A 17,959-nucleotide genomic window follows, 5' to 3' on the forward strand; every position below is an offset into this window, starting at 1 on the left:
ACATGATTTTCGACCGGGAGGCGTCCGGAACGCAGGATGTGGCCCAGGACGCCGGTGCGGTCACGGCAAGTCTGCAGTCGGTACACGAATGGCCCTTGCCGGAAGCGGTGCTGACCGTGACCGACGCCAAGGGTGTGCAGGTGGCCAGGGTCCAAGCCGATGACGCGGGTGTGGTCACCACACCCGGGTTGTCCCCCGGCAACTACACCGCAATCGTCACCGCGCTCGGTTACCAGCCGCTTGCCCGCACCGCTGTGGTGCCGCAGGGCCGAGTGGCGGAGCTGGGCGTGCTGCATCTGGAACGTGTGGGTGGGGCAGACCTGCCTGCCGCGGGGGTGTGGCGGATCGATCCCGTGCACTCATCGATCCGGGCGACCGTGCAGCATCTCGGGATCGGCAGCATTCACGGGCGGCTCAACGAGTTCGGCGGTGAGGTCCGGGTGGGCGATCCGATCGAGTCGTCGAATGTCGACGTGCGTATCGAGGCGGCCAGTGTGGACACCGCCAACGCCGCGCGGGACGAGCACCTGCGCAATGCGGACTTCCTGGATGTGGAGCGGTATCCGACCATCACCTTCGTCTCGACCGGTTTGACTCCGCGCGGCGACAACAGGTGGGACCTCGATGGTGAGCTGACCTTGTGCGGGGTGACCCGGCAGGTGCGGCTCGATACCCGGTTCACCGGGGTCGGGTCCGACCCGTGGGGAGGTACTCGCGCCTCGGCCACCGCCACGACGCGGCTGCGCCGTGATGATTTCGCGATGAACTTCAACCAGGCGCTCAGTACGGGGATCGCGGCGATCGGCACGACCCTGCGGATCGATATCGACATTCAAGCCGTCCACCAGGAGTGAGTGAACAACCGTGGTGGTGAGCCAATTTCGCGAGAAATTGGTCCACCCACCGTCACGGGGCGGTGAGCACGAGTGGACCCTCTTCGGCGATCAGCGTTCGTGGATTTCGCGGCGATTTCCGAGATCGATGACCTGATCCGCAGAACGGTGTTGCCGGTCCTGGCCTGTTCGACGCGCTGGGCCCGGTAGGTGTCTTCGATGGGTTTCGTGGTTCTCGACGATATCGGCAGGCACGAGCGCGGTCACCGTGCTCGCCCTTCGCTCTTTCATGCCGCTATACTTGAGTCGCCAAGGCTCAAGTTTCTTGTAGTAGGAATCGGCGCGCGAGCATGGAGCTGACGCGCCGCTGCTGCCATGAGGTGAGGGATGGACGCTTTCAACCCGACCACGAAGACCCAGCAGGCGATCTCCTCGGCCGCGCAGGCCGCGACGGTCGCCGGTAACCCCGAGGTCGTACCGGCACACCTGCTCGGCGCTTTGCTCGCGCAGGGCGACGGGCTGACCGCGCCGCTGCTGTCGGCCGTGGGCGCCGATCCGGCACAGGTACGCAGCGAACTCGACCAGCTCGCCAACGCCCTTCCCGCCGCGAGCGGCTCGACCGTCTCGACGCCCCAGCTGTCCCGGGAGGGCGTCAAGGCACTCACCCACGGCCAGCGGCTGGCCACCGAGATGGGCGACGAGTACGTCTCCACCGAGCACCTGCTGGTGGGGCTGGCAGCCGAGGGCGGTCAGATCGCCGATCTGCTGCGCAGGCACGGTGCGACTCCCGAGGCGCTCACCGATGCCTTCACGAAGGTGCGTGGGTCGGCACGCGTGACGAGCCCGGATCCCGAGGGCACCTACCAGGCACTGGAGAAGTACGGCCAGGACCTCACCGAACGCGCCCGCTCCGGTGACCTCGACCCCGTGATCGGGCGCGACGCGGAGATCCGGCGTGTCGTACAGGTGCTGTCCCGACGCACCAAGAACAACCCCGTCCTGATCGGTGAACCCGGTGTCGGCAAGACGGCCATCGCGGAGGGGCTGGCCCAGCGCATCGTCGCGGGCGACGTCCCGGAATCGCTGCGGAACAAGCGGGTCGTGGCCCTGGATCTCGGATCGATGGTCGCGGGCGCGAAGTACCGGGGCGAGTTCGAGGAGCGCCTCAAAGCCGTTCTCAAGGAGATCACCGACTCGGCGGGGCAGATCATCACCTTCATCGACGAGCTGCACACCATCGTCGGCGCGGGTGCCACCGGGGAAGGTGCGATGGATGCGGGGAACATGATCAAGCCGATGCTGGCGCGCGGTGAGCTGCGCATGGTCGGCGCGACCACCCTCGACGAGTACCGCAAGCACATCGAGACGGACGCGGCCCTGGAACGTCGCTTCCAGCAGGTCCTCGTCGGCGAGCCGTCCCCGGAGGACACCGTCGGGATCCTGCGTGGCCTCAAGGAGCGCTACGAGGTGCACCACGGCGTGCGCATCACCGATGGCGCGCTCGTGTCGGCAGCGACGCTGTCCGACCGCTACATCACCGACCGGTACCTGCCGGACAAGGCGATCGACCTGGTGGACGAGGCCGCCTCCCGGCTGCGGATGGAGATCGACTCCCGTCCGGTGGAGATCGACGAGGTCGAACGTGCGGTGCGGCGCCTGGAGATCGAGGAGATGGCGCTGTCCAAGGAGAGCGATGCGGCGTCGCTGGAACGGCTGGCCACGCTGCGTGCCGAGCTCGCCGACCGTCGTGAGCGCCTGTCCGAGCTCACCGCACGGTGGCAGGGTGAGAAGGAGTCCATCGACCGGGTCCGCGACCTCAAGAGCAGGCTCGAACAGGTGCGCGGCGAGTCCGAGCGCGCCGAGCGTGATGGTGACCTCGGCAAAGCGGCGGAGCTGCGCTACGGCCGGATTCCGACCTTGGAGAAGGAGCTCGACGCGGCCACCGAGTCGCAGAGCGAGCACAAGGCGATGCTGCAGGAGGAGGTCACGCCCGACGACGTCGCCGACGTGGTCAGTGCGTGGACCGGTATACCCGCCGGGCGACTGCTGGAGGGAGAGACGGCCAAGCTGCTGCGGATGGAGGATGCCGTCGGTGCGCGCGTCGTCGGCCAGGCCGAGGCGGTGCGGGCGGTTTCCGACGCGGTGCGTCGTGCGCGCGCCGGTGTTGCCGACCCCGACCGGCCCACCGGTTCCTTCCTGTTCCTCGGACCGACCGGTGTCGGCAAGACGGAACTGGCCAAGGCACTGGCGGAGTTCCTGTTCGACGACGAGCGCGCGATGGTCCGGATCGACATGAGCGAGTACTCCGAGAAGCACTCGGTGGCCCGCCTGGTCGGTGCTCCGCCCGGCTATGTCGGCTACGACCAGGGTGGTCAACTGACCGAGGCGGTGCGCAGGCGCCCGTACTCGGTGGTGCTGCTCGACGAGGTCGAAAAGGCCCACTCGGACGTGTTCGACATCCTGCTGCAGGCGCTCGACGACGGTCGGCTCACCGATGGACACGGCCGCACGGTGGACTTCCGCAACACCATCCTGGTACTCACCTCCAACCTGGGATCCCAGGCGATCGCGGATCCGAACCTGTCCGAACGGGAGCGGGACGAGGCCGTGATGGCAGTGGTGCGCGGGCAGTTCAAGCCGGAGTTCCTCAACCGGCTGGACAGCTCCGTGGTGTTCCACTCGCTGTCCACGGAGGAGCTGACGGCCATCGTGGACATCCAGGTCGACCGGCTCGCCCGCAGGCTCTCCGACAGGCGGCTCACACTCGACGTGCAGCCGGCGGCGCGGGACTGGCTCGCGCTCAACGGGTTCGATCCGGTCTTCGGCGCGCGCCCGCTGCGGCGGTTGGTGGAGTCGGCCATCGGGGACCAGCTCGCGCGCAAGCTGCTGGCCGGGGAGATCCGCGACGGCGACAAGGTGACCGTGGACGTCACCGACGACAATTCCGAGCTCGCGGTCACTGCCGCGTGAGGAGGCACCGAAGCGCGGCTCCGGTGGTTTTTTGCAGTTTCGCGCGAAACTGCAAAAAACCACGAGTCCGAGTTTCCTCGCCCGGCGATCACCAGCGGTGGTGCCCTGAGAAGTTCCAGGAGCGGCTACGGGGCGACGAGCGGCAACCTCATAATGGGCGGCGACAGCCCTCTGACGGCTCTGCAGAACCACCGGGGAAGGTCGATCACCCCTGGCCACGGGTGGTCCGGAGGTGTGCAGCATGAAGAAACCCCTTGTCGATCACGACAAGGGGTTCCGTGCTATCTTGACTCCGCCAAGAGATCAAAATGCAAGGCCGAGTGTACCGCCTGGAAGACACTCCCGCTACGGTGATCCCACGCACGCCGTAGGACGGTCCACGTCGTGGCCACGGCTCGCACCCGTGCGTACCCCCGTCAGATGGGGCCGGTTGTCGAGCGTCGCAACATCTGGCGTCGGTAGCCCGGTTCAGCGGTCTTGGAAGAGTGCGACGTGAGCTGGGCGGCTCCCACCGCCCCAACCCCGGCTGGCTGTGGAGTAATGCCCACAGCGAGGACAGATCCTCCCTTGAGATCCATGGCCTGCACGAACTGTGTCGGTTGTGGCTCAGGGGGATGTACCCGTGCCGATCCCGTCGGCACCTCCGGAGCTCCATCCGTGCCACATCACCGGGCATGTTCACGAAACAGTGCTGGGCACGTTGCTTGCCTGGTCGGCTGAGCAGCGCAAGTCAAGCGGGTGAGTTCCTGACCGCGCGCACGCGCGCGGAGCGGGTCGCACCTCTCGCCACCGAGGAGGGCTCGGAGTTCGTCGTCTCGGTACCGGCCGGCTCCCGGCCCGGTCAGGTGCGGGCCGGGGCGGAGCCGTGCAACAGCGTGCTCAGTCCTGCCACGGCTGCGAATGCCACGGCTGCGAACAGCGCTGCGGCCGAGCCGAATACGACGGTCGCCGTGAGCAACCCCAGGGCCGTGGTGAGGAAACCGATCGCGACCGCGGGCACACCCATCGACAGGTAGGCGACCACGTAGATCATCGCCGTCGTGCCCGCCCGGTGCTCGGGCGTGGCCAGCGCGGCGAGCATCCGGAAACCGCCCAGGAAGGTCAGCCCCCAGCCGATCCCGAGCAGCACGGAACTCGCCAGGAACACCACCGGAAGGTGCGCGAGCACCGACCAGGTCAGTACGGCGAGGCCGGCGATGAGCAGCGGTGTCCCGACTCGGACGGCCCGGATCCCCGGCCAGCCGGACAGCACCGACTGCACGATCGCTCCGGTACCGGTCAGCGCGGTGATCGTGAGTCCGCCGACGAGGTAGGGCAGTCCGTCGACCATCTCCTTGGCCAGCGACGGGCCCAGTGACAGGTACATGCCACCGACGGTCCACGAGGCGAGGATGCTCGTGGACAGCAGAGCGAAGGTGCCGCGGCGTCCCGCGGGGACGTTCGGGCGCTGCGGCCGTAAGGCCCGGCGTGGCGAGACCGTCCCGGTACCGATCGGTTCGGGCATGGCCACCACACCGAGAAGCGCGAGGGCCAGCGCGGCGAGGATCACCAGGTAACCGAGCACGGTGGGGGCCGGTGCGAACTGCACGAGCACGCCCGCCAGCGCGGCCCCGAGTGCCAGCCCCGCGGAGGACGCGACGGCGTTGACCAGCGCCCCGCGCTGCTTGCCGGGTGGCTGGAGGTCGAGCAGTGCCCCACTCGCCGCGCTGGTCACCGCACCCGTCGCCAGCCCCTGCAGCACCCGGCCGAGGTAGAGCCACCCGACGCCGGGAGCGGCGGCCAGCACCACCACGGACAGGATCTCCAGCGCGACGGCACCGAGCAGAACCGGGCGGCGTCCCACGTGATCGGACAGCGAACCGAACAGCAGCAGGGAAACCAGAATGGCCAGGCCGTAGACCGCGAACACCGCGGTCAGCACGGTGGCCGAGAAGTCCCAGCGCTGCTGGTAGATGGCATACATCGGGGAGGGCACGGTCGCGGCCATCAGGAACACGCACAACACGGCACCGACGAACCAGAAGGCCACGCCGCGCGAGAGCGTGCGGCGCCGGGACGGGGACCTTCCGCCCGGCCTCCCGGGGGCCGCGAGCTGCTCTGTGGTCACCATTTCTCCTCCGGGAACCGACACACTGCCACCCGCGGCAACCGTCGCGCGCGGGAGCGCCATTTCCGTTTCCCGGTGATTGAGGGAATGAACACACCGATGTCGCTCCGGACGTGAGACCGCCCCGACCCCCGAACAGCCCAGCGCCGACCCCCGAACGGCCCAGCTTAGCCGTCCTTCGATAGTGCGATTCGGCGTGGCATCCCCCGGCGATCTTCGTGTTCGGCGTTCGGCGGACTACCCTGCCGGGTGTGGGCATACCTGCATGGGTTTGGTTCGTCGTTGCCGTCGTCGCGATCGTGGCGGGTGTCACGCTGCTGATCACCGACCGAATGCGGCGCACCTCGAAGAATCGGGAGCGACGTCGGTGGGCGACTCTGCGCGGCTGGCAGTTCGCCGAGAGCGACCAGGTACTACCGACTCGGTGGAAGCGTGGCGCACTCGCGCAGTACAGCGGAGGCATGGCCACCGACATCGTCGCCGGATCCACGTTCACCTCCGACGGTCGTCGGCAGGTTTCCGTGTTCGATCTGACGGTCGGCGGCAGTACGGTCGCGGTGCTGGCGGGTGTGCGCTGCCGCCGTCCGGTTCCCGCCACGATCGAGCTGTGGCTGCCCGAGGTGCCGGTGCCACAGGAGTCCGAACTCGACCTGCTCGGACCCGTCGGATCCCGCTACGCCTTCGTCACCGACGTCGCCGCTGCCCGGCCCCTGGTGACACCGGCCATGGTGGACGCGGCCGAGGAGGTCGGTGGAGACGTCACCGTGGTCTGGATGGAAAGCGACTGGGTACTGGCAGCCGCAGAGCCCGGTACGGACCCGTCGCGGCTGGAAAGCCTGCTTCGCGCGCTCGGCGGTCTGGTCGATGTGCTGGACCCGTTCGAGGTCGATCCCAACGAGCAGCGTGCCTCCGAGCGGCCCGCAGGGGACATGGATCTCGTACTCGCGGAAGACCCCGTTTCCGCGGAGGCCCCCGGTCCGGCGGGGGACGCCGTGCTCCAGGATGGTTCCGGGGCCGATGAGGAGCGGACCGAGGCGCACTCGGCCGAGGAGAGCAACCGGTAGGGTTCGCGGCATGCCAACCGCTGTCGTCACCGGTGCCACCGCGGGTATCGGCCGGGCTTTCGCCCGTCGCCTCGCCGCCGAAGGTCACACCCTCGTCCTGGTCGCCCGCGATGCCGAGCGGCTTCGTTCGCTGGCCGAGAGCCTGGGTACGCGCCACGGCGTCGAGACGGAGGTGCTGCCCGCCGACCTGACCGAGGAGGCAGGCTGCGCCGCGGTCGAGCAGCGGCTCACCGACCCCGGCAAACCCGTCGACCTGCTGGTCAACAATGCCGGATTCGGAACCTCCGGTGCCTTCTGGCACACCGACGCCGCGACGATGCGCAGGCAACTGGAACTCAACGTCGCCGCCGTGCTGCGGTTGACTCATGCGGTCGTGTCGCCGATGCGCGAGCGCGGGCACGGAGACGTGCTCAACGTGTCCAGCGTCTCCGGCTTCTTCGCGGTGTCGGGGTCGACGTACTCGGCATCCAAGGCGTGGGTGACCGCGTTTTCCGAGGGCCTGTCCCTGTCACTGGCAGGCAGTGGAGTGCGGGTCATGGCGCTGTGCCCCGGCTTCACGCGCACCGAGTTCCACCAGCGCGCCGAGTTGGACATGAGCAGGCTGCCGAAGGCGTTCTGGTTGGACGCCGACGCGGTCGTGCACGAGGCGTTGGCGGATCTGCGTCGCGGAAAGTCCGTATCGGTGCCGGGAACGCAGTACAAGGCGCTGGTCACCCTGGGACGGTTGATCCCGCAGAAGCTCCAGCGGTTCGTCGTCTCGCGGGCCGCGCCCGGCCGGACCTGAGGCCACGGGCACCTGGTGTCCGCCCGGGCCGATCACGCAAGCGAAGAACGCAGCACCGAAAGCCCTCCTCGGTAGGCAGCGGGAATACCGGGGGTAGCGAGCAGTGCCGAAACGGTGATCGACTCCTCCACGAGCCGTGGATGAGACATCGAACACGCCGAGCACACGTTTCGTCGCTGTTCACTTCCCGGTCGCCCGGTCCGCATAGCGTGCCGGTGTTCGCTCCGCAGCAGCCTTGGAGGGTCGTATGTCCGACAGACCGAACGGCGGGCGGGTCATCCCGCTCGCGCTCCTGCCTCAGCACTCCGCGAGCCGATCGGCGGTGACCTGCCAGTACCGCTGCGGCAACGCCTGCGCACACGATGCGCCCAACCCCTCGGGCAACGCCTACTTCGGTGACATCGTGGAGAGCGCGTTCAGTCGTCGGGACGCGCTGAGGGGAGCCGCGGTGGTGGCTCTGGCCGCCGGCAGTGCCGCAGCGCTCGGCAGCACGGCCACGGCAGCGGCACAGCCCACCACGCCACCCCCTTCCGGTCCGGACGGTGGTGCGGCGGCCGGTACGGATTTCGACCCCGTGGAACCCAACACCGCGGACCGTGTCGTCGTCCCCGAGGGCTACGAGCAGGGCGTCGTCGTCCGCTGGGGTGACCCGGTCGTGCCCGGCGCGCCCGAGTTCGACTTCGACGGCCAGACGGCCGCCGCCCAGGAACAGCAGTTCGGCTACAACAACGACTTCGCGGGCCTGATCCCGTTGGACGGGGCCGGTGTGCACAACCTGCTCGTGGTCAACCACGAGTACACCAGCGAGCCCCAGATGTTCTCGGGCTACGACGAGAACAACCCGACCGAGCAGCAGGTGCGCATCGCATGGGCCGCGCACGGGCAGTCCGTGCTGATGGTGCGGCGCGACACCGCCGACGGAGGCCTGTCGCCGGTCCCGAGCCACTACAATCGCCGGATCACGCTGAACACGGAGTTCGAGGTGCGTGGCCCCGCGGCGGGCAGCGACCACCTCAAGACCTCCGCCGACCCGACCGGCACCCGGGTGCTCGGCACCCAGAACAACTGCGCGGGCGGTATCACCCCGTGGGGCACCATGCTCTCCGGGGAGGAGAACTTCCAACAGTACTTCGCCCATGCCGACACGGTCGATGATCCGCAGGCGCGCAGGCGGCTCGAGCGGTACGGGATCGGCACCGGTGCCAGTACCCGCAAGTGGGAGCGGTTCGACCGGCGCTGGGATGTCGGCAAGGAGCCGAACGAGCCGAACCGGTTCGGATGGATCGTCGAGACCGATCCGCACGATCCCGACTCGACGCCGGTCAAGCACACGGCACTGGGTCGGTTCAAGCACGAGGGCGCGACCATCACGGTGGCCGAGGACGGCCGTGTCGTGGCCTACAGCGGTGACGACGAGCGTTTCGAGTACATCTACAAGTTCGTCTCGAGCGGCAGGATGAAACAGGGCCGCAGCGCCCACGCCCGGCGGCACAACATGTCCCTGCTGGACGACGGCACCCTCTACGTCGCCCGATTCACCGGGGACAGCCCCGCTTCCGAGATCGACGGTAGCGGCAAGCTGCCCGCGGACGGGCGGTTCGACGGCAGCGGCGAGTGGCTTCCGCTGGCCAGCGGGAACAAGTCCCACGTGCCGGGCTTCACCGCCGAGGAGGTCTACGTCTTCACCCGGCTGGCCGCCGACGCCGCCGGAGCCACCAAGATGGACCGTCCGGAGGACATCCAGCCCAACCCGGTCAACGGCCGTGTCTACTGTGCGCTGACGAACAACTCCAACCGGGGTGCCGCCGGGCATGCCGGTGTCGACGAGATGAATCCGCGCGTCGGCAATAAGCACGGACACGTGCTGGAGGTGCGGGAGAACGGCAAGAACCCGGCGGGGACCGAGTTTTCCTGGAACCTGCTGCTGGTCTGCGGTGACCCGAACGACCCGAACACCTACTTCGGCGGGTTCGACAGGAGCCGGGTCAGCCCGATCTCGTGCCCGGACAACGTCGCCTTCGACCGGCACGGCAACCTGTGGATCAGCACCGATGGCAACGAGCTGGGATCCAACGACGGGCTGTTCGCCGTTCCGGTCGACGGATCGCAACGTGGCCACGTCAAGCAGTTCCTGACCGTGCCGAAGGGAGCCGAAACGTGCGGGCCGGTCATCACCGACAGCGTGGTGACCGTGTGCGTCCAGCACCCCGGTGAGGTCGACGGTGCCAGTGCGGACGATCCCGCATCGCACTGGCCCGACGGCGGGAACTCGCAGCCGCGCCCCTCGGTGGCCGCGGTGTGGCGCAAGGAGGGGAACCGACCCGGCGAGATCGGCCGCCGCTGATCCGCCTGCCGCGCGGAGGCCTTCGAGAGCTGTGACATGCCGGAGGCCTCCGCATTCCTTGCGCATTTCTTACGTCGCACCGGCCGGATCCGGCTCGCCGCGGAGGACCCGTCGCGGTAAGGAGACGCCTGTCTCGTGGGATACGGTGCGGGTATGGCTTCACGACCGATCGCGCTGATCACCGGTGCTTCCCGTGGTATCGGCGCCGCGGTCGCACGCTCGCTGTCCGGCACCCACGAGGTGCTGCTGGGTGGTCGTGACAGCGATGCGCTGCGGTCCTTGGCCGAGGAAATCCCGGGATCACGAGCCTGGCCCCTCGAACTCACCGATGACGAGGCGGTGGCCGAGGCGGCTCGCGACATCGACACGCTGGACGTCCTGGTCCACAGTGCGGGCACGATCGAACTGGGCGGGGTGTCGGAGGTGTCGGTGGACTCGTGGCGGCGCACCTTCGACCTGAACGTGTTCGCCGTCACCGAGCTGACCAGGGTGCTGCTGCCCGCGTTGCGTTCGGCATCGGGGCATGTGGTGCTCGTCAACTCCGGTGCCGGGCTGGCGGCGAAACCGCAGTGGGGTTCGTACGCGGCCAGCAAGTTCGCCCTGCGTGCTTACGCCGACGTGCTCCGTGCCGAGGAGTTCGGCAACGGTGTGCGGGTCACCTCGGTGTTTCCCGGCCGGGTTGCCACCGACATGCAGCGCGGTGTCCGCGATTCCGAAGGCGGTGCGTTCGAGCCGGAGCGCTATCTGCGTCCGGAATCCGTCGCCGAGTCCATCGCCTCCGCCGTGCGGGCTCCCGCCGATGCCCACCTCACCGAGATCACCGTCCGACCCTCCGCCTGAGACGGCGGTTCGGTGGGGTTGATGTTTTCCAGGAAACTTCAGCCTCTCCCAGGAACCACTCAGCCGCGGACGTGCTGGGCGGCAGTACGTGCCGCCGCCTGTACGGAACGGCGGTCGACGCGGGTGGGTTCGCTGTCCCGCAGTACTTCCGCACCAGCGACCCAGACGTCCCGGACGCTGCGCGAGCCCGCCGCCCACACCAGGTTGGACAGGAGCTGCTCGTCGGGTGCGTCCAGCCCCGTCGCGAAGGCGGGATTGTCGACATCCACGTGCACGATGTCGGCCCAGCGGCCGGATTCGAGCGCACCGATGTCCTCCCGGTGCAGCGCGGCGGCCCCACCTCGCGTGGCGGCCAGCAGGGCGGATCGGGCCGTCACCGCCGTGGAGTCTCCTGTGGACAACCGGGCGAGCATGCCGGAAAGCTGGACTTCCTCCCACAGATCGAGGTCGTCGTTACTGGACGGACCGTCGGTGCCGAGTCCCACCGGCACTCCCGCCGCGAGCAGATCGACCAGCCGCGCCGTGCCGGAGGCCAGCTTGGCGTTGGAGCCGGGGCAGTGGGCGAGACCGACCCCGCGCCGCGCGAACAGTGCGATGTCCTCGTCGGACAGATGAACACCGTGCGCGGCCAGCACACGACCGTCGAGAACACCGAGCTCGTCCAGCAGCATCGGAACGGATCCGTACTGCTGCCGCAGCTCGGCGTCCTCCGTTGAGCTTTCCGCGACGTGGGTGTGCACGAGAGCACCGCGCTGCTGTGCGTTCTCCCCGATGACCTGCAGTGCCTCGGGAGGCAGCGTGTACGCCGAGTGGGGTCCGTAGCCGAGTTCGATGCGCTCGCCCGGACCGAAACGCAGCCCGTCGGCATCGATCCACCGGTTGACCCCCTCCACCATCTGCTGCCAGCTACCCAGCGTGCTCAGGTCCGGAGCGGCGATCACGGCCGAGGTCAGCAGCACTCGGGAACCGACGGCGAGCGTGGCCTCCACCACCGACTCCCCGACGAAGTACATCTCGGCGCTGGTCGTCACGCCTGCCCGCAGCATCTCCACCGCACCGAGTGCCATTCCGGCGCGCACGTCGGACGGGCGCAGCCGCGACTCGGCGGGCCAGACCACCTCGCGGAGCCACCGCAACAGCGGCAGGTCGCCCCCCATCCCCCGAAGCAGAGTCATCGGACTGTGCGCGTGTGCGTTGATCAACCCGGGCAACAGCACTCCCGTGCACTCCCGGACGACGGTGTCGTGCGGAAGCGCCGGAGCCCGCGTACGTGTTCCGCAGTACGCGATGCGGCCGTTGCCGTCGATGTCCACCACGGCATCCCGGATCACCGAGCAGGCCGCATCACAGGGCAGGATCACCGGGGCGTGCAGACGTAAGGCGATCGGCATACCCGCATTCTGCACGATGCGTTACAGCATCGGACTCGGCCAGGGGTCGCTGATCGGTCGGGTGGTTCGAGCGAACGAGAGCGCTCACGCAGCGACCGCATTGTCACCCGAACGGACCTATCGCTAGGCATAACCGGCCATATTCATGGCCGAATGGCCTCAGTTCCGCACCACATGGCCGATTCACCGATGGCGCTTGACCTACCACGCTCGGTAGGCGGCACCGCTGGACGGAGGGAACGCGATGATGATGAGTGTATTGGCGACGACGGGCACCGTGTTGGCGCTGGGAGTGCTGCTGCTCATGGCCTTGAGCTCGGTCCTGCCCGATATCTGGGAGGCCAGACACAACGGTGAGCGAGCACCGCGCAGAAGCACTTCCTACTAGGGCCGCTCAGACGCGCTCGAACAGCAGGTCGTGAATGACCCGTCCTTCCTCGTGCGCTCGCTGCTCGAACTTCGTCACCGGCCGCCAGGGCGGACGCGGTGCCCACCCATCCGGGCTCTCCGGATGAAGATTGCGCAGCATGCCCTGCGCCGTACAGATCTCCAGCATCTGCTCGGCGTACTGACTCCAGTCGGTCGCCAGATGCAGCACGCCTCCGTGCACGAGCCGCGAGGCGATCAACTCGACGGTGTCCGGCTGTACGAGCCGACGTTTGTGATGCCGTTTCTTCGGCCACGGATCCGGGAAGAAGATACGTACCTCGGACAGCGCGCCGGGCTCGATGTGCTCGCGCAACAGCACGACCGCATCGCCGCGCAGGAGCCGAAGATTGTCCACGCCCAGGGTCTCCGCCCGCAGCAGCAGCTGTGCCAGGCCGGGTTTGTAGACCTCGATGGCCACGTGGTTGGCCGCCGGTTGGTCCGCGGCCAGCTGGGCGGTCGTTTCGCCCATACCGGAGCCGATCTCCAACACCAGCGGTGCGTCACGGTCGAACCATGCGGTGGCATCCAGGGGCCCTTCGGGCAGCGAGGAGATCTCGCTGCCCAGTTCCGTCCAGTACCGGTCCCAGGCACGCTGCTGGCCGCTCGTCATCCGCTCGCCGCGCTGGACGTAGCTCACGACCGTACGCCGGTGGGGGACTTGCTGGTCAGAAGCATTCACGGAGAGCCAGTATCGCAAACTCGCATGGTGTTTCGGTCGGGTGTCGGGGCCGTTCTCGGGTCACCACGATTCCACCCGTGGTAAGAGCCGCTCGAGTTCGGCCACTGTCCGTATCGGGAACGGTTGTGCGGGTGTGGTGTCGGTGTGGGCGGGCACCACGTTCATCCAGCCGGGATGCCGGTCGGTCAGGACGACGGTGGTCGGCATCGTCATGGGTGTCCGGTCGGAGGGGCCGTACTCCCAGTACACGGTTTCTCCCGGAGCCACCCAGGGGATGAAGACCCAACCGGATCGGCTGGTCAGCAACGTGTGCAGCGTGTCTTCGAGGGAGAATGCCGCAGCGCGGGAGGGCAGCTCGCCCCGGTCGAGCGCGGGCAGCCACCAGGGAGCGGGAAGGTGGCCCGCGGACGATCCGTTCAGTCGCCGGAACAGGGTCAGCACCTGGTGTTCCGGTGCGCGGTGGATCCAGCCATGGCGAGTGGATTCGGGGGAGAGAGCTTCACCCTCCGGCGGGGAGAATTCCGTGGCCAGTGACCATTCCAGGCGTGGTAGCGGTTCCAGCCGGACATCGGACTGCGGACGTGAAACGCGAATCGGATTCCGAGGTACTGAAGTTGTCGAGCATTCGGTAAAACGGGTCACGACTCACCGCCTCCTTCGAGAAAGATGCGAGCACGCCTGGTCGGCGACTCTCGCGGCAGTGCTTTCCCACCGGCTTCCCCACCCGGGGCGCTCCGGGTGATCCTCCGGCAATGCCGGACCGGGACAACACCTTCTACTCCATGCAGTACCAGAAGTGACCAAAAATGTGACGAAAAGAGTCAAATTGTGTTCAAGATAACGATATGGCAACCTTCGTTGGGTTCTGGGTGGACCGCCTCGGCAATCCCGTGACCCGGAAGTGGGGTGGGGAAGTGACGGAGCAGACGCAGGAACGAGTGACCATCGACGGCGGAGTGGCCGTCGGCGTGGACAACTCGGCTTCCTCGATGCGCGCCTTGGCCGTCGCGGCGGAGGAAGCCGTACGGCGCGGCGCTGTCCTGCACATCGTGCGTGCATGGAGCATGCGAACGACACCGCTGCCCAAGGATTGGCCGACCGGCACAGTGCCGAGCCTCGAGCAGTACGAGGAGATGGTGCGCACCGAAACCGAGCAACTGCTGGCGGACAAGATCGGGAACGAACCCGGATGTGAAGTGCGCATGCACGTGGTGCACTCGCCGTCCCCGCAGGCCCTGCTCTCCGCGTCACGCGGAGCGGATCTGCTCGTCGTCGGACATCGTGGCCGGGGCGGTTTCTCCGGGTTGATGCTGGGCTCCGTGGCCGAACAGTGCGTTCGGCACGCTGCCTGTCCGGTTCTCGTCGTACGCCCGAGTATCTGAGCGACTTTTCGTATTCGATTTCATCGAAGCACGGGTTCTTTTAGCCGAAAAACACGAAGCATTCGCGGGAAAAGCACAGGACCCGGGCCATCCCCCGAATGACAGCCCGGGTCCTCCCCCGTCCCGACCGCCGGCGCCCCCGAGCGCTACTGCAGTCGGTCGATTTCGGTTGTGCCTTGATCACATTCCACACGGGTGTCCACACCGGACTCGGTGCTCCATCCTCATCACCATCGAAAGCGAGAGCACAGTGGACTATGCTGCGGCTGCGATCGCTGTTTCGATCCTATCGTCCGGGGTGACCAGTCTCTCCACCGGGATGGGTAACACTGGGTAACGGCATGGACGATATGTCCTGTCACGCGTCCCGGCGATGTGCCGTGACCAGCGCGATGATCAGCAGTGCTGTCGCGATGGCGAGGAAGTAGACCAGCGACCCCCAGGGGCTCAGGGGCATATCGTACGGGCCGCCCACGGAACCGCTCAGGAAGTGATCGGCCATCATGAAAGGCGTCCACTCCTGGATGTCCTGGCCGATCGTCGGGATCATCCCGATCAGACCTTCCACCAGCATCGACCAGACCAGCACGAGGCTCGTCGCGCCCGCTGTCTGTCGAATGAGGATACCCACGGCGAGCGCGAGCACCGCGCTACCGGCGAAGACCGGACCGAGCCCGGCGAGCTGGCGCCAATGCTCGGCCGTGGTGATCGCGAGATCGGCCTCCGGGGCGACCACCTGTGCGACTCCCCACGAGCCGAATGCGGCGGCCTCGCCGATCAGCAGGGCCAGAACGGCGATGAGGGCGGTCTTGGCCAGCAGCACCGCCGCTCGGTTCGGCACCGCCTGGAAGGTGGCTTTGATGGTGCCGAAGCGGTACTCGGTGGTCACGGCCAGCACCGCCATCACCATGGTGACGATGAGTCCGAACTGGTAACCGGTCTGCGTCATCGATAGCGACAGCGGGAACTCGGGTCCACTCTGGAGTGCCATCATCCCGGCGAAGCCGATGGTCAGCCCCAGTGCGAGGAATATCGACCACCACGGGGAGCGGGTCGAGAACAGTTTGATGCGTTCAACAGCGAGCAGAGTCATCGTTTCACTTTCCGGTCGTCGTGAGTGTGGTGGTGTTCTCGTTCGGCATGTCGGAACCGGTGCGGTACTCGACGGCCTGACCGGTGAGCTGCATGAATGCCTCCTCCAGCGAACCGCGCTGCGGCGAAAGCTCGTGCAGCACGATTCCGCCTTCGGCCGCGATTTCACCGACACCGTCGCTGAGTGCGCCATCGACGATGAGAGTGTCGGGAGTCCGCGGATCGACAGGTTGCACGGGCAGCCCTCGCGCGGTGATCAGGTCGCGCAGCTGCTCGGCCTGCGGCGAGCGGACCTTGACCGAGGCGGTACTCGCCCCCTCGACGAACTCTTCGGTACTGCACTGGGTGATGAGCTCGCCGCGGCCGACCACCACCAGTTCCTCGGCGGTCAGCGACATTTCGGACAGCAGGTGACTGGAGACGAAAACCGTCCGGCCCTCGGCGGCCAACCGTTGCATGAACTGCCTGATCCAGTGAATCCCCTCGGGATCGAGTCCGTTGACGGGCTCGTCGAACAGCAGGATCTGCGGATCACCGAGCAGTGCGGAAGCAATACCGAGGCGTTGCGACATACCGAGCGAGAACCCGCCCGCACGTCGGTGGGCGACCTGTTCGAGGCCGACCACTTCGAGAACCTCGTCGACCCGCTGCTTGGGAATGTTGTTGGAACGTGCCAGCCAGCGGAGGTGGGAGCGCGCGGATCGGTTCGGATGCACCCAGGTGGCCTCGACGAGCGCACCGACGGTGCGCAGCGGGTGCTTGAGTTCCCGATACGGGCGACCGTCGATGAGGACCTTGCCCGCACTCGGCCGGTCCAACCCGAGCATCATCCGCATGGTGGTGGACTTTCCGGCTCCGTTGGGGCCCAGGAAACCGGTGACCCGGCCCGGTTTCACGGTGAACGACAGATCGTTGACCGCCACCGTCGATCCGTAGCGTTTGGTGAGGCCGACAGCCTCGATCATGATCACTCCTGTGCAGATCGTCGAAGGCGGCCGGAGCCCGACCCTGGGCTTCCGGCGCCGATGTGCCGACCAGGATGCCGCTCCAGGAGTGCAGGGCGCATCGGTCCTCGGTCTGGACTTGATATCCGCTTCAGGTCGTAGATCGCCCCGGAGTCCGGATGAGGATCTCGGGGTCCTCCGGAAGGGAATCTCCAGGAGGGAGCAGCTGTAGGCTGCCGCTCTTCTCAGTGGGAGCGGCTCAGCGGAACCAACGGTCCAAGGACGTGACCAGGCCGTCTTCGGCGACCGTGCCGGTGACCTCGGTCGCGGTGGCGCGCACCACTGCCGGTGCCTGACCCATCGCCACGCTGTGTCCGGCCCATTCGAGCATCCGGATGTCGTTGTCGCCGTCGCCCGCGGCGAACGTGTCCTCCACGGCGATGCCGAGCTCGGTGCGGAGCTTCTCCAGGGCGGAGCCCTTGGTGACGCCGTCGGGTACGACGGTGATCCACGTTGTGTAATGGTCGATCGTGTACGTGCTGGCGGGCAGGAGCACGCCGTCGAGCGCCTCGGCGGCTTCCTTCGTGGTGTGTCCCGCCCAGTGCGCGATCATGCGGGGGACGTGTTTGCTGATGAGTTCCTCGACGTCGACCGACCGCTGCGGGCCGTGCAGGAGGTTCTGCGGGAACGAGCTGGTCACGAGGCTACCGGTGCCGACCTGCTCGACCGCGAAGTTCGAGCCGGGAAGCAGGGCCGACAACCGCGCGTGCACCGGCGCCGGATCGAAGGTCTCGATGGCGACGGTTTCGCGGGTGGCTGCGTCCAGCCTGATCGCACCGTTGGAGCACAGGGCGGCACCGCTGCGCAACCCCAGTTCGTCCAGGATCGGCAGGGTGCCCAGCATGCTGCGGCCGGTGGCCACGACGACATGGCTGCCCGCATCGACAGCTCGGCGGACGGCGTCGCGGACACCTGCGGAGACCGTCTGGGTTTCGGGATCGAGCAGGGTTCCGTCAACGTCGAGGGCGATGAGTCGGGGCTTGTACGCGGCTGTTTCGGACACCCTTGCAGGTTAGTCGTCAGTGCCGGGTCTCGGCGAT

Annotated in this window: 15 protein-coding genes; 8 read left to right on the forward strand and 7 right to left on the reverse strand. The window is 67.5% G+C overall.

From position 1 onward, the window contains the following. Positions 1-2: 2 nt before the first annotated feature. Positions 3-854, forward strand: a complete 852-nt coding sequence (locus tag JOF55_RS11410) for a YceI family protein (RefSeq protein WP_310273353.1) — start codon at positions 3-5, stop codon at positions 852-854. Between the two features lie 366 nt (positions 855-1,220). Next, positions 1,221-3,803, forward strand: coding sequence for an ATP-dependent chaperone ClpB (gene clpB, locus JOF55_RS11415; protein WP_310273356.1), 2,583 nt, complete (start codon positions 1,221-1,223; stop codon positions 3,801-3,803). A gap of 841 nt (positions 3,804-4,644) precedes the next feature. Here the strand turns inward: clpB and JOF55_RS11420 are convergent. Beyond that, positions 4,645-5,910, reverse strand: a complete 1,266-nt coding sequence (locus tag JOF55_RS11420) for an MFS transporter (RefSeq protein WP_310273357.1) — start codon at positions 5,908-5,910, stop codon at positions 4,645-4,647. A 251-nt stretch (positions 5,911-6,161) separates the two neighbouring features. Between JOF55_RS11420 and JOF55_RS11425 the strand changes: the two genes are divergently transcribed. The 4 genes from JOF55_RS11425 to JOF55_RS11440 all read left to right on the forward strand — a co-directional run bounded on the left by JOF55_RS11425 (position 6,162) and on the right by JOF55_RS11440 (position 10,942). Further along, a complete protein-coding gene (locus JOF55_RS11425; protein WP_310273360.1) occupies positions 6,162-6,974 on the forward strand; it encodes a TtfA family protein in 813 nt (270 codons plus the stop codon). A gap of 10 nt (positions 6,975-6,984) precedes the next feature. After that, positions 6,985-7,758: an SDR family NAD(P)-dependent oxidoreductase gene (locus JOF55_RS11430; protein WP_310273362.1), complete on the forward strand. Its 774-nt coding sequence runs from the start codon at positions 6,985-6,987 to the stop codon at positions 7,756-7,758. 247 nt (positions 7,759-8,005) lie between these two features. Next, positions 8,006-10,102 carry a PhoX family protein gene (locus JOF55_RS11435; protein WP_310273365.1) on the forward strand — a complete coding sequence of 699 codons (2,097 nt, stop codon included), beginning with the start codon at positions 8,006-8,008 and terminating at the stop codon, positions 10,100-10,102. A 153-nt stretch (positions 10,103-10,255) separates the two neighbouring features. Next, the gene (locus JOF55_RS11440) at positions 10,256-10,942 is read left to right on the forward strand and encodes an SDR family oxidoreductase (RefSeq protein ID WP_310273368.1); all 687 of its coding nucleotides are present in this window, start codon (positions 10,256-10,258) and stop codon (positions 10,940-10,942) included. Between the two features lie 59 nt (positions 10,943-11,001). Here the strand turns inward: JOF55_RS11440 and JOF55_RS11445 are convergent, their stop codons facing one another. Continuing rightward, on the reverse strand, positions 11,002-12,333 hold the full coding sequence (locus tag JOF55_RS11445; protein ID WP_310273371.1) for an amidohydrolase family protein: 1,332 nt from the start codon (positions 12,331-12,333) through the stop codon (positions 11,002-11,004). Between the two features lie 244 nt (positions 12,334-12,577). Between JOF55_RS11445 and JOF55_RS11450 the strand changes: the two genes are divergently transcribed. Beyond that, the gene (locus tag JOF55_RS11450) at positions 12,578-12,721 is read left to right on the forward strand and encodes a hypothetical protein (protein ID WP_310273374.1); all 144 of its coding nucleotides are present in this window, start codon (positions 12,578-12,580) and stop codon (positions 12,719-12,721) included. Between the two features lie 6 nt (positions 12,722-12,727). Here the strand turns inward: JOF55_RS11450 and trmB are convergent, their stop codons facing one another. Beyond that, entirely contained in the window at positions 12,728-13,441 is a 714-nt protein-coding gene (trmB, locus tag JOF55_RS11455; RefSeq protein ID WP_310273376.1) for a tRNA (guanosine(46)-N7)-methyltransferase TrmB, read from the reverse strand. Positions 13,442-13,501: 60 nt separating this feature from the next. Further along, positions 13,502-14,083 (reverse strand): hypothetical protein, encoded by a 582-nt coding sequence (locus JOF55_RS11460; RefSeq protein ID WP_310273378.1) that lies wholly within the window; start codon positions 14,081-14,083, stop codon positions 13,502-13,504. A gap of 203 nt (positions 14,084-14,286) precedes the next feature. Between JOF55_RS11460 and JOF55_RS11465 the strand changes: the two genes are divergently transcribed. Next, positions 14,287-14,823 carry a universal stress protein gene (locus JOF55_RS11465; RefSeq protein WP_310273380.1) on the forward strand — a complete coding sequence of 179 codons (537 nt, stop codon included), beginning with the start codon at positions 14,287-14,289 and terminating at the stop codon, positions 14,821-14,823. A gap of 358 nt (positions 14,824-15,181) precedes the next feature. On the opposite strand, the gene JOF55_RS11470 is transcribed toward JOF55_RS11465, so the two are convergent. From JOF55_RS11470 to JOF55_RS11480, 3 genes are all read right to left on the reverse strand, one after another. Then, a complete protein-coding gene (locus JOF55_RS11470; RefSeq protein ID WP_310273382.1) occupies positions 15,182-15,916 on the reverse strand; it encodes a hypothetical protein in 735 nt (244 codons plus the stop codon). Between the two features lie 4 nt (positions 15,917-15,920). Further along, the gene (locus JOF55_RS11475) at positions 15,921-16,880 is read right to left on the reverse strand and encodes an ABC transporter ATP-binding protein (RefSeq protein WP_310273385.1); all 960 of its coding nucleotides are present in this window, start codon (positions 16,878-16,880) and stop codon (positions 15,921-15,923) included. A gap of 238 nt (positions 16,881-17,118) precedes the next feature. Then, positions 17,119-17,922, reverse strand: coding sequence for an HAD family hydrolase (locus tag JOF55_RS11480; RefSeq protein ID WP_310273387.1), 804 nt, complete (start codon positions 17,920-17,922; stop codon positions 17,119-17,121). Between the last annotated feature and the right edge of the window lie 37 nt (positions 17,923-17,959).

It is taken from the genome of Haloactinomyces albus (assembly GCF_031458135.1).
Lineage (GTDB): Bacteria > Actinomycetota > Actinomycetes > Mycobacteriales > Pseudonocardiaceae > Haloactinomyces > Haloactinomyces albus.

Bases quoted from the DNA above. Each gene is read 5' to 3' on its own strand.
- JOF55_RS11435 (WP_310273365.1), top strand. From the start codon at position 8,006: ATGTCCGACAGACCGAACGGCGGGCGGGTCATCCCGCTCGCGCTCCTG.
- JOF55_RS11475 (WP_310273385.1), bottom strand. From the start codon at position 16,880: ATGATCGAGGCTGTCGGCCTCACCAAACGCTACGGATCGACGGTGGCG.
- clpB (WP_310273356.1), top strand. From the start codon at position 1,221: ATGGACGCTTTCAACCCGACCACGAAGACCCAGCAGGCGATCTCCTCG.
- JOF55_RS11470 (WP_310273382.1), bottom strand. From the start codon at position 15,916: ATGACTCTGCTCGCTGTTGAACGCATCAAACTGTTCTCGACCCGCTCC.
- JOF55_RS11410 (WP_310273353.1), top strand. From the start codon at position 3: ATGATTTTCGACCGGGAGGCGTCCGGAACGCAGGATGTGGCCCAGGAC.
- JOF55_RS11445 (WP_310273371.1), bottom strand. From the start codon at position 12,333: ATGCCGATCGCCTTACGTCTGCACGCCCCGGTGATCCTGCCCTGTGAT.
- JOF55_RS11440 (WP_310273368.1), top strand. From the start codon at position 10,256: ATGGCTTCACGACCGATCGCGCTGATCACCGGTGCTTCCCGTGGTATC.
- JOF55_RS11450 (WP_310273374.1), top strand. From the start codon at position 12,578: ATGATGATGAGTGTATTGGCGACGACGGGCACCGTGTTGGCGCTGGGA.
- JOF55_RS11465 (WP_310273380.1), top strand. From the start codon at position 14,287: ATGGCAACCTTCGTTGGGTTCTGGGTGGACCGCCTCGGCAATCCCGTG.
- JOF55_RS11430 (WP_310273362.1), top strand. From the start codon at position 6,985: ATGCCAACCGCTGTCGTCACCGGTGCCACCGCGGGTATCGGCCGGGCT.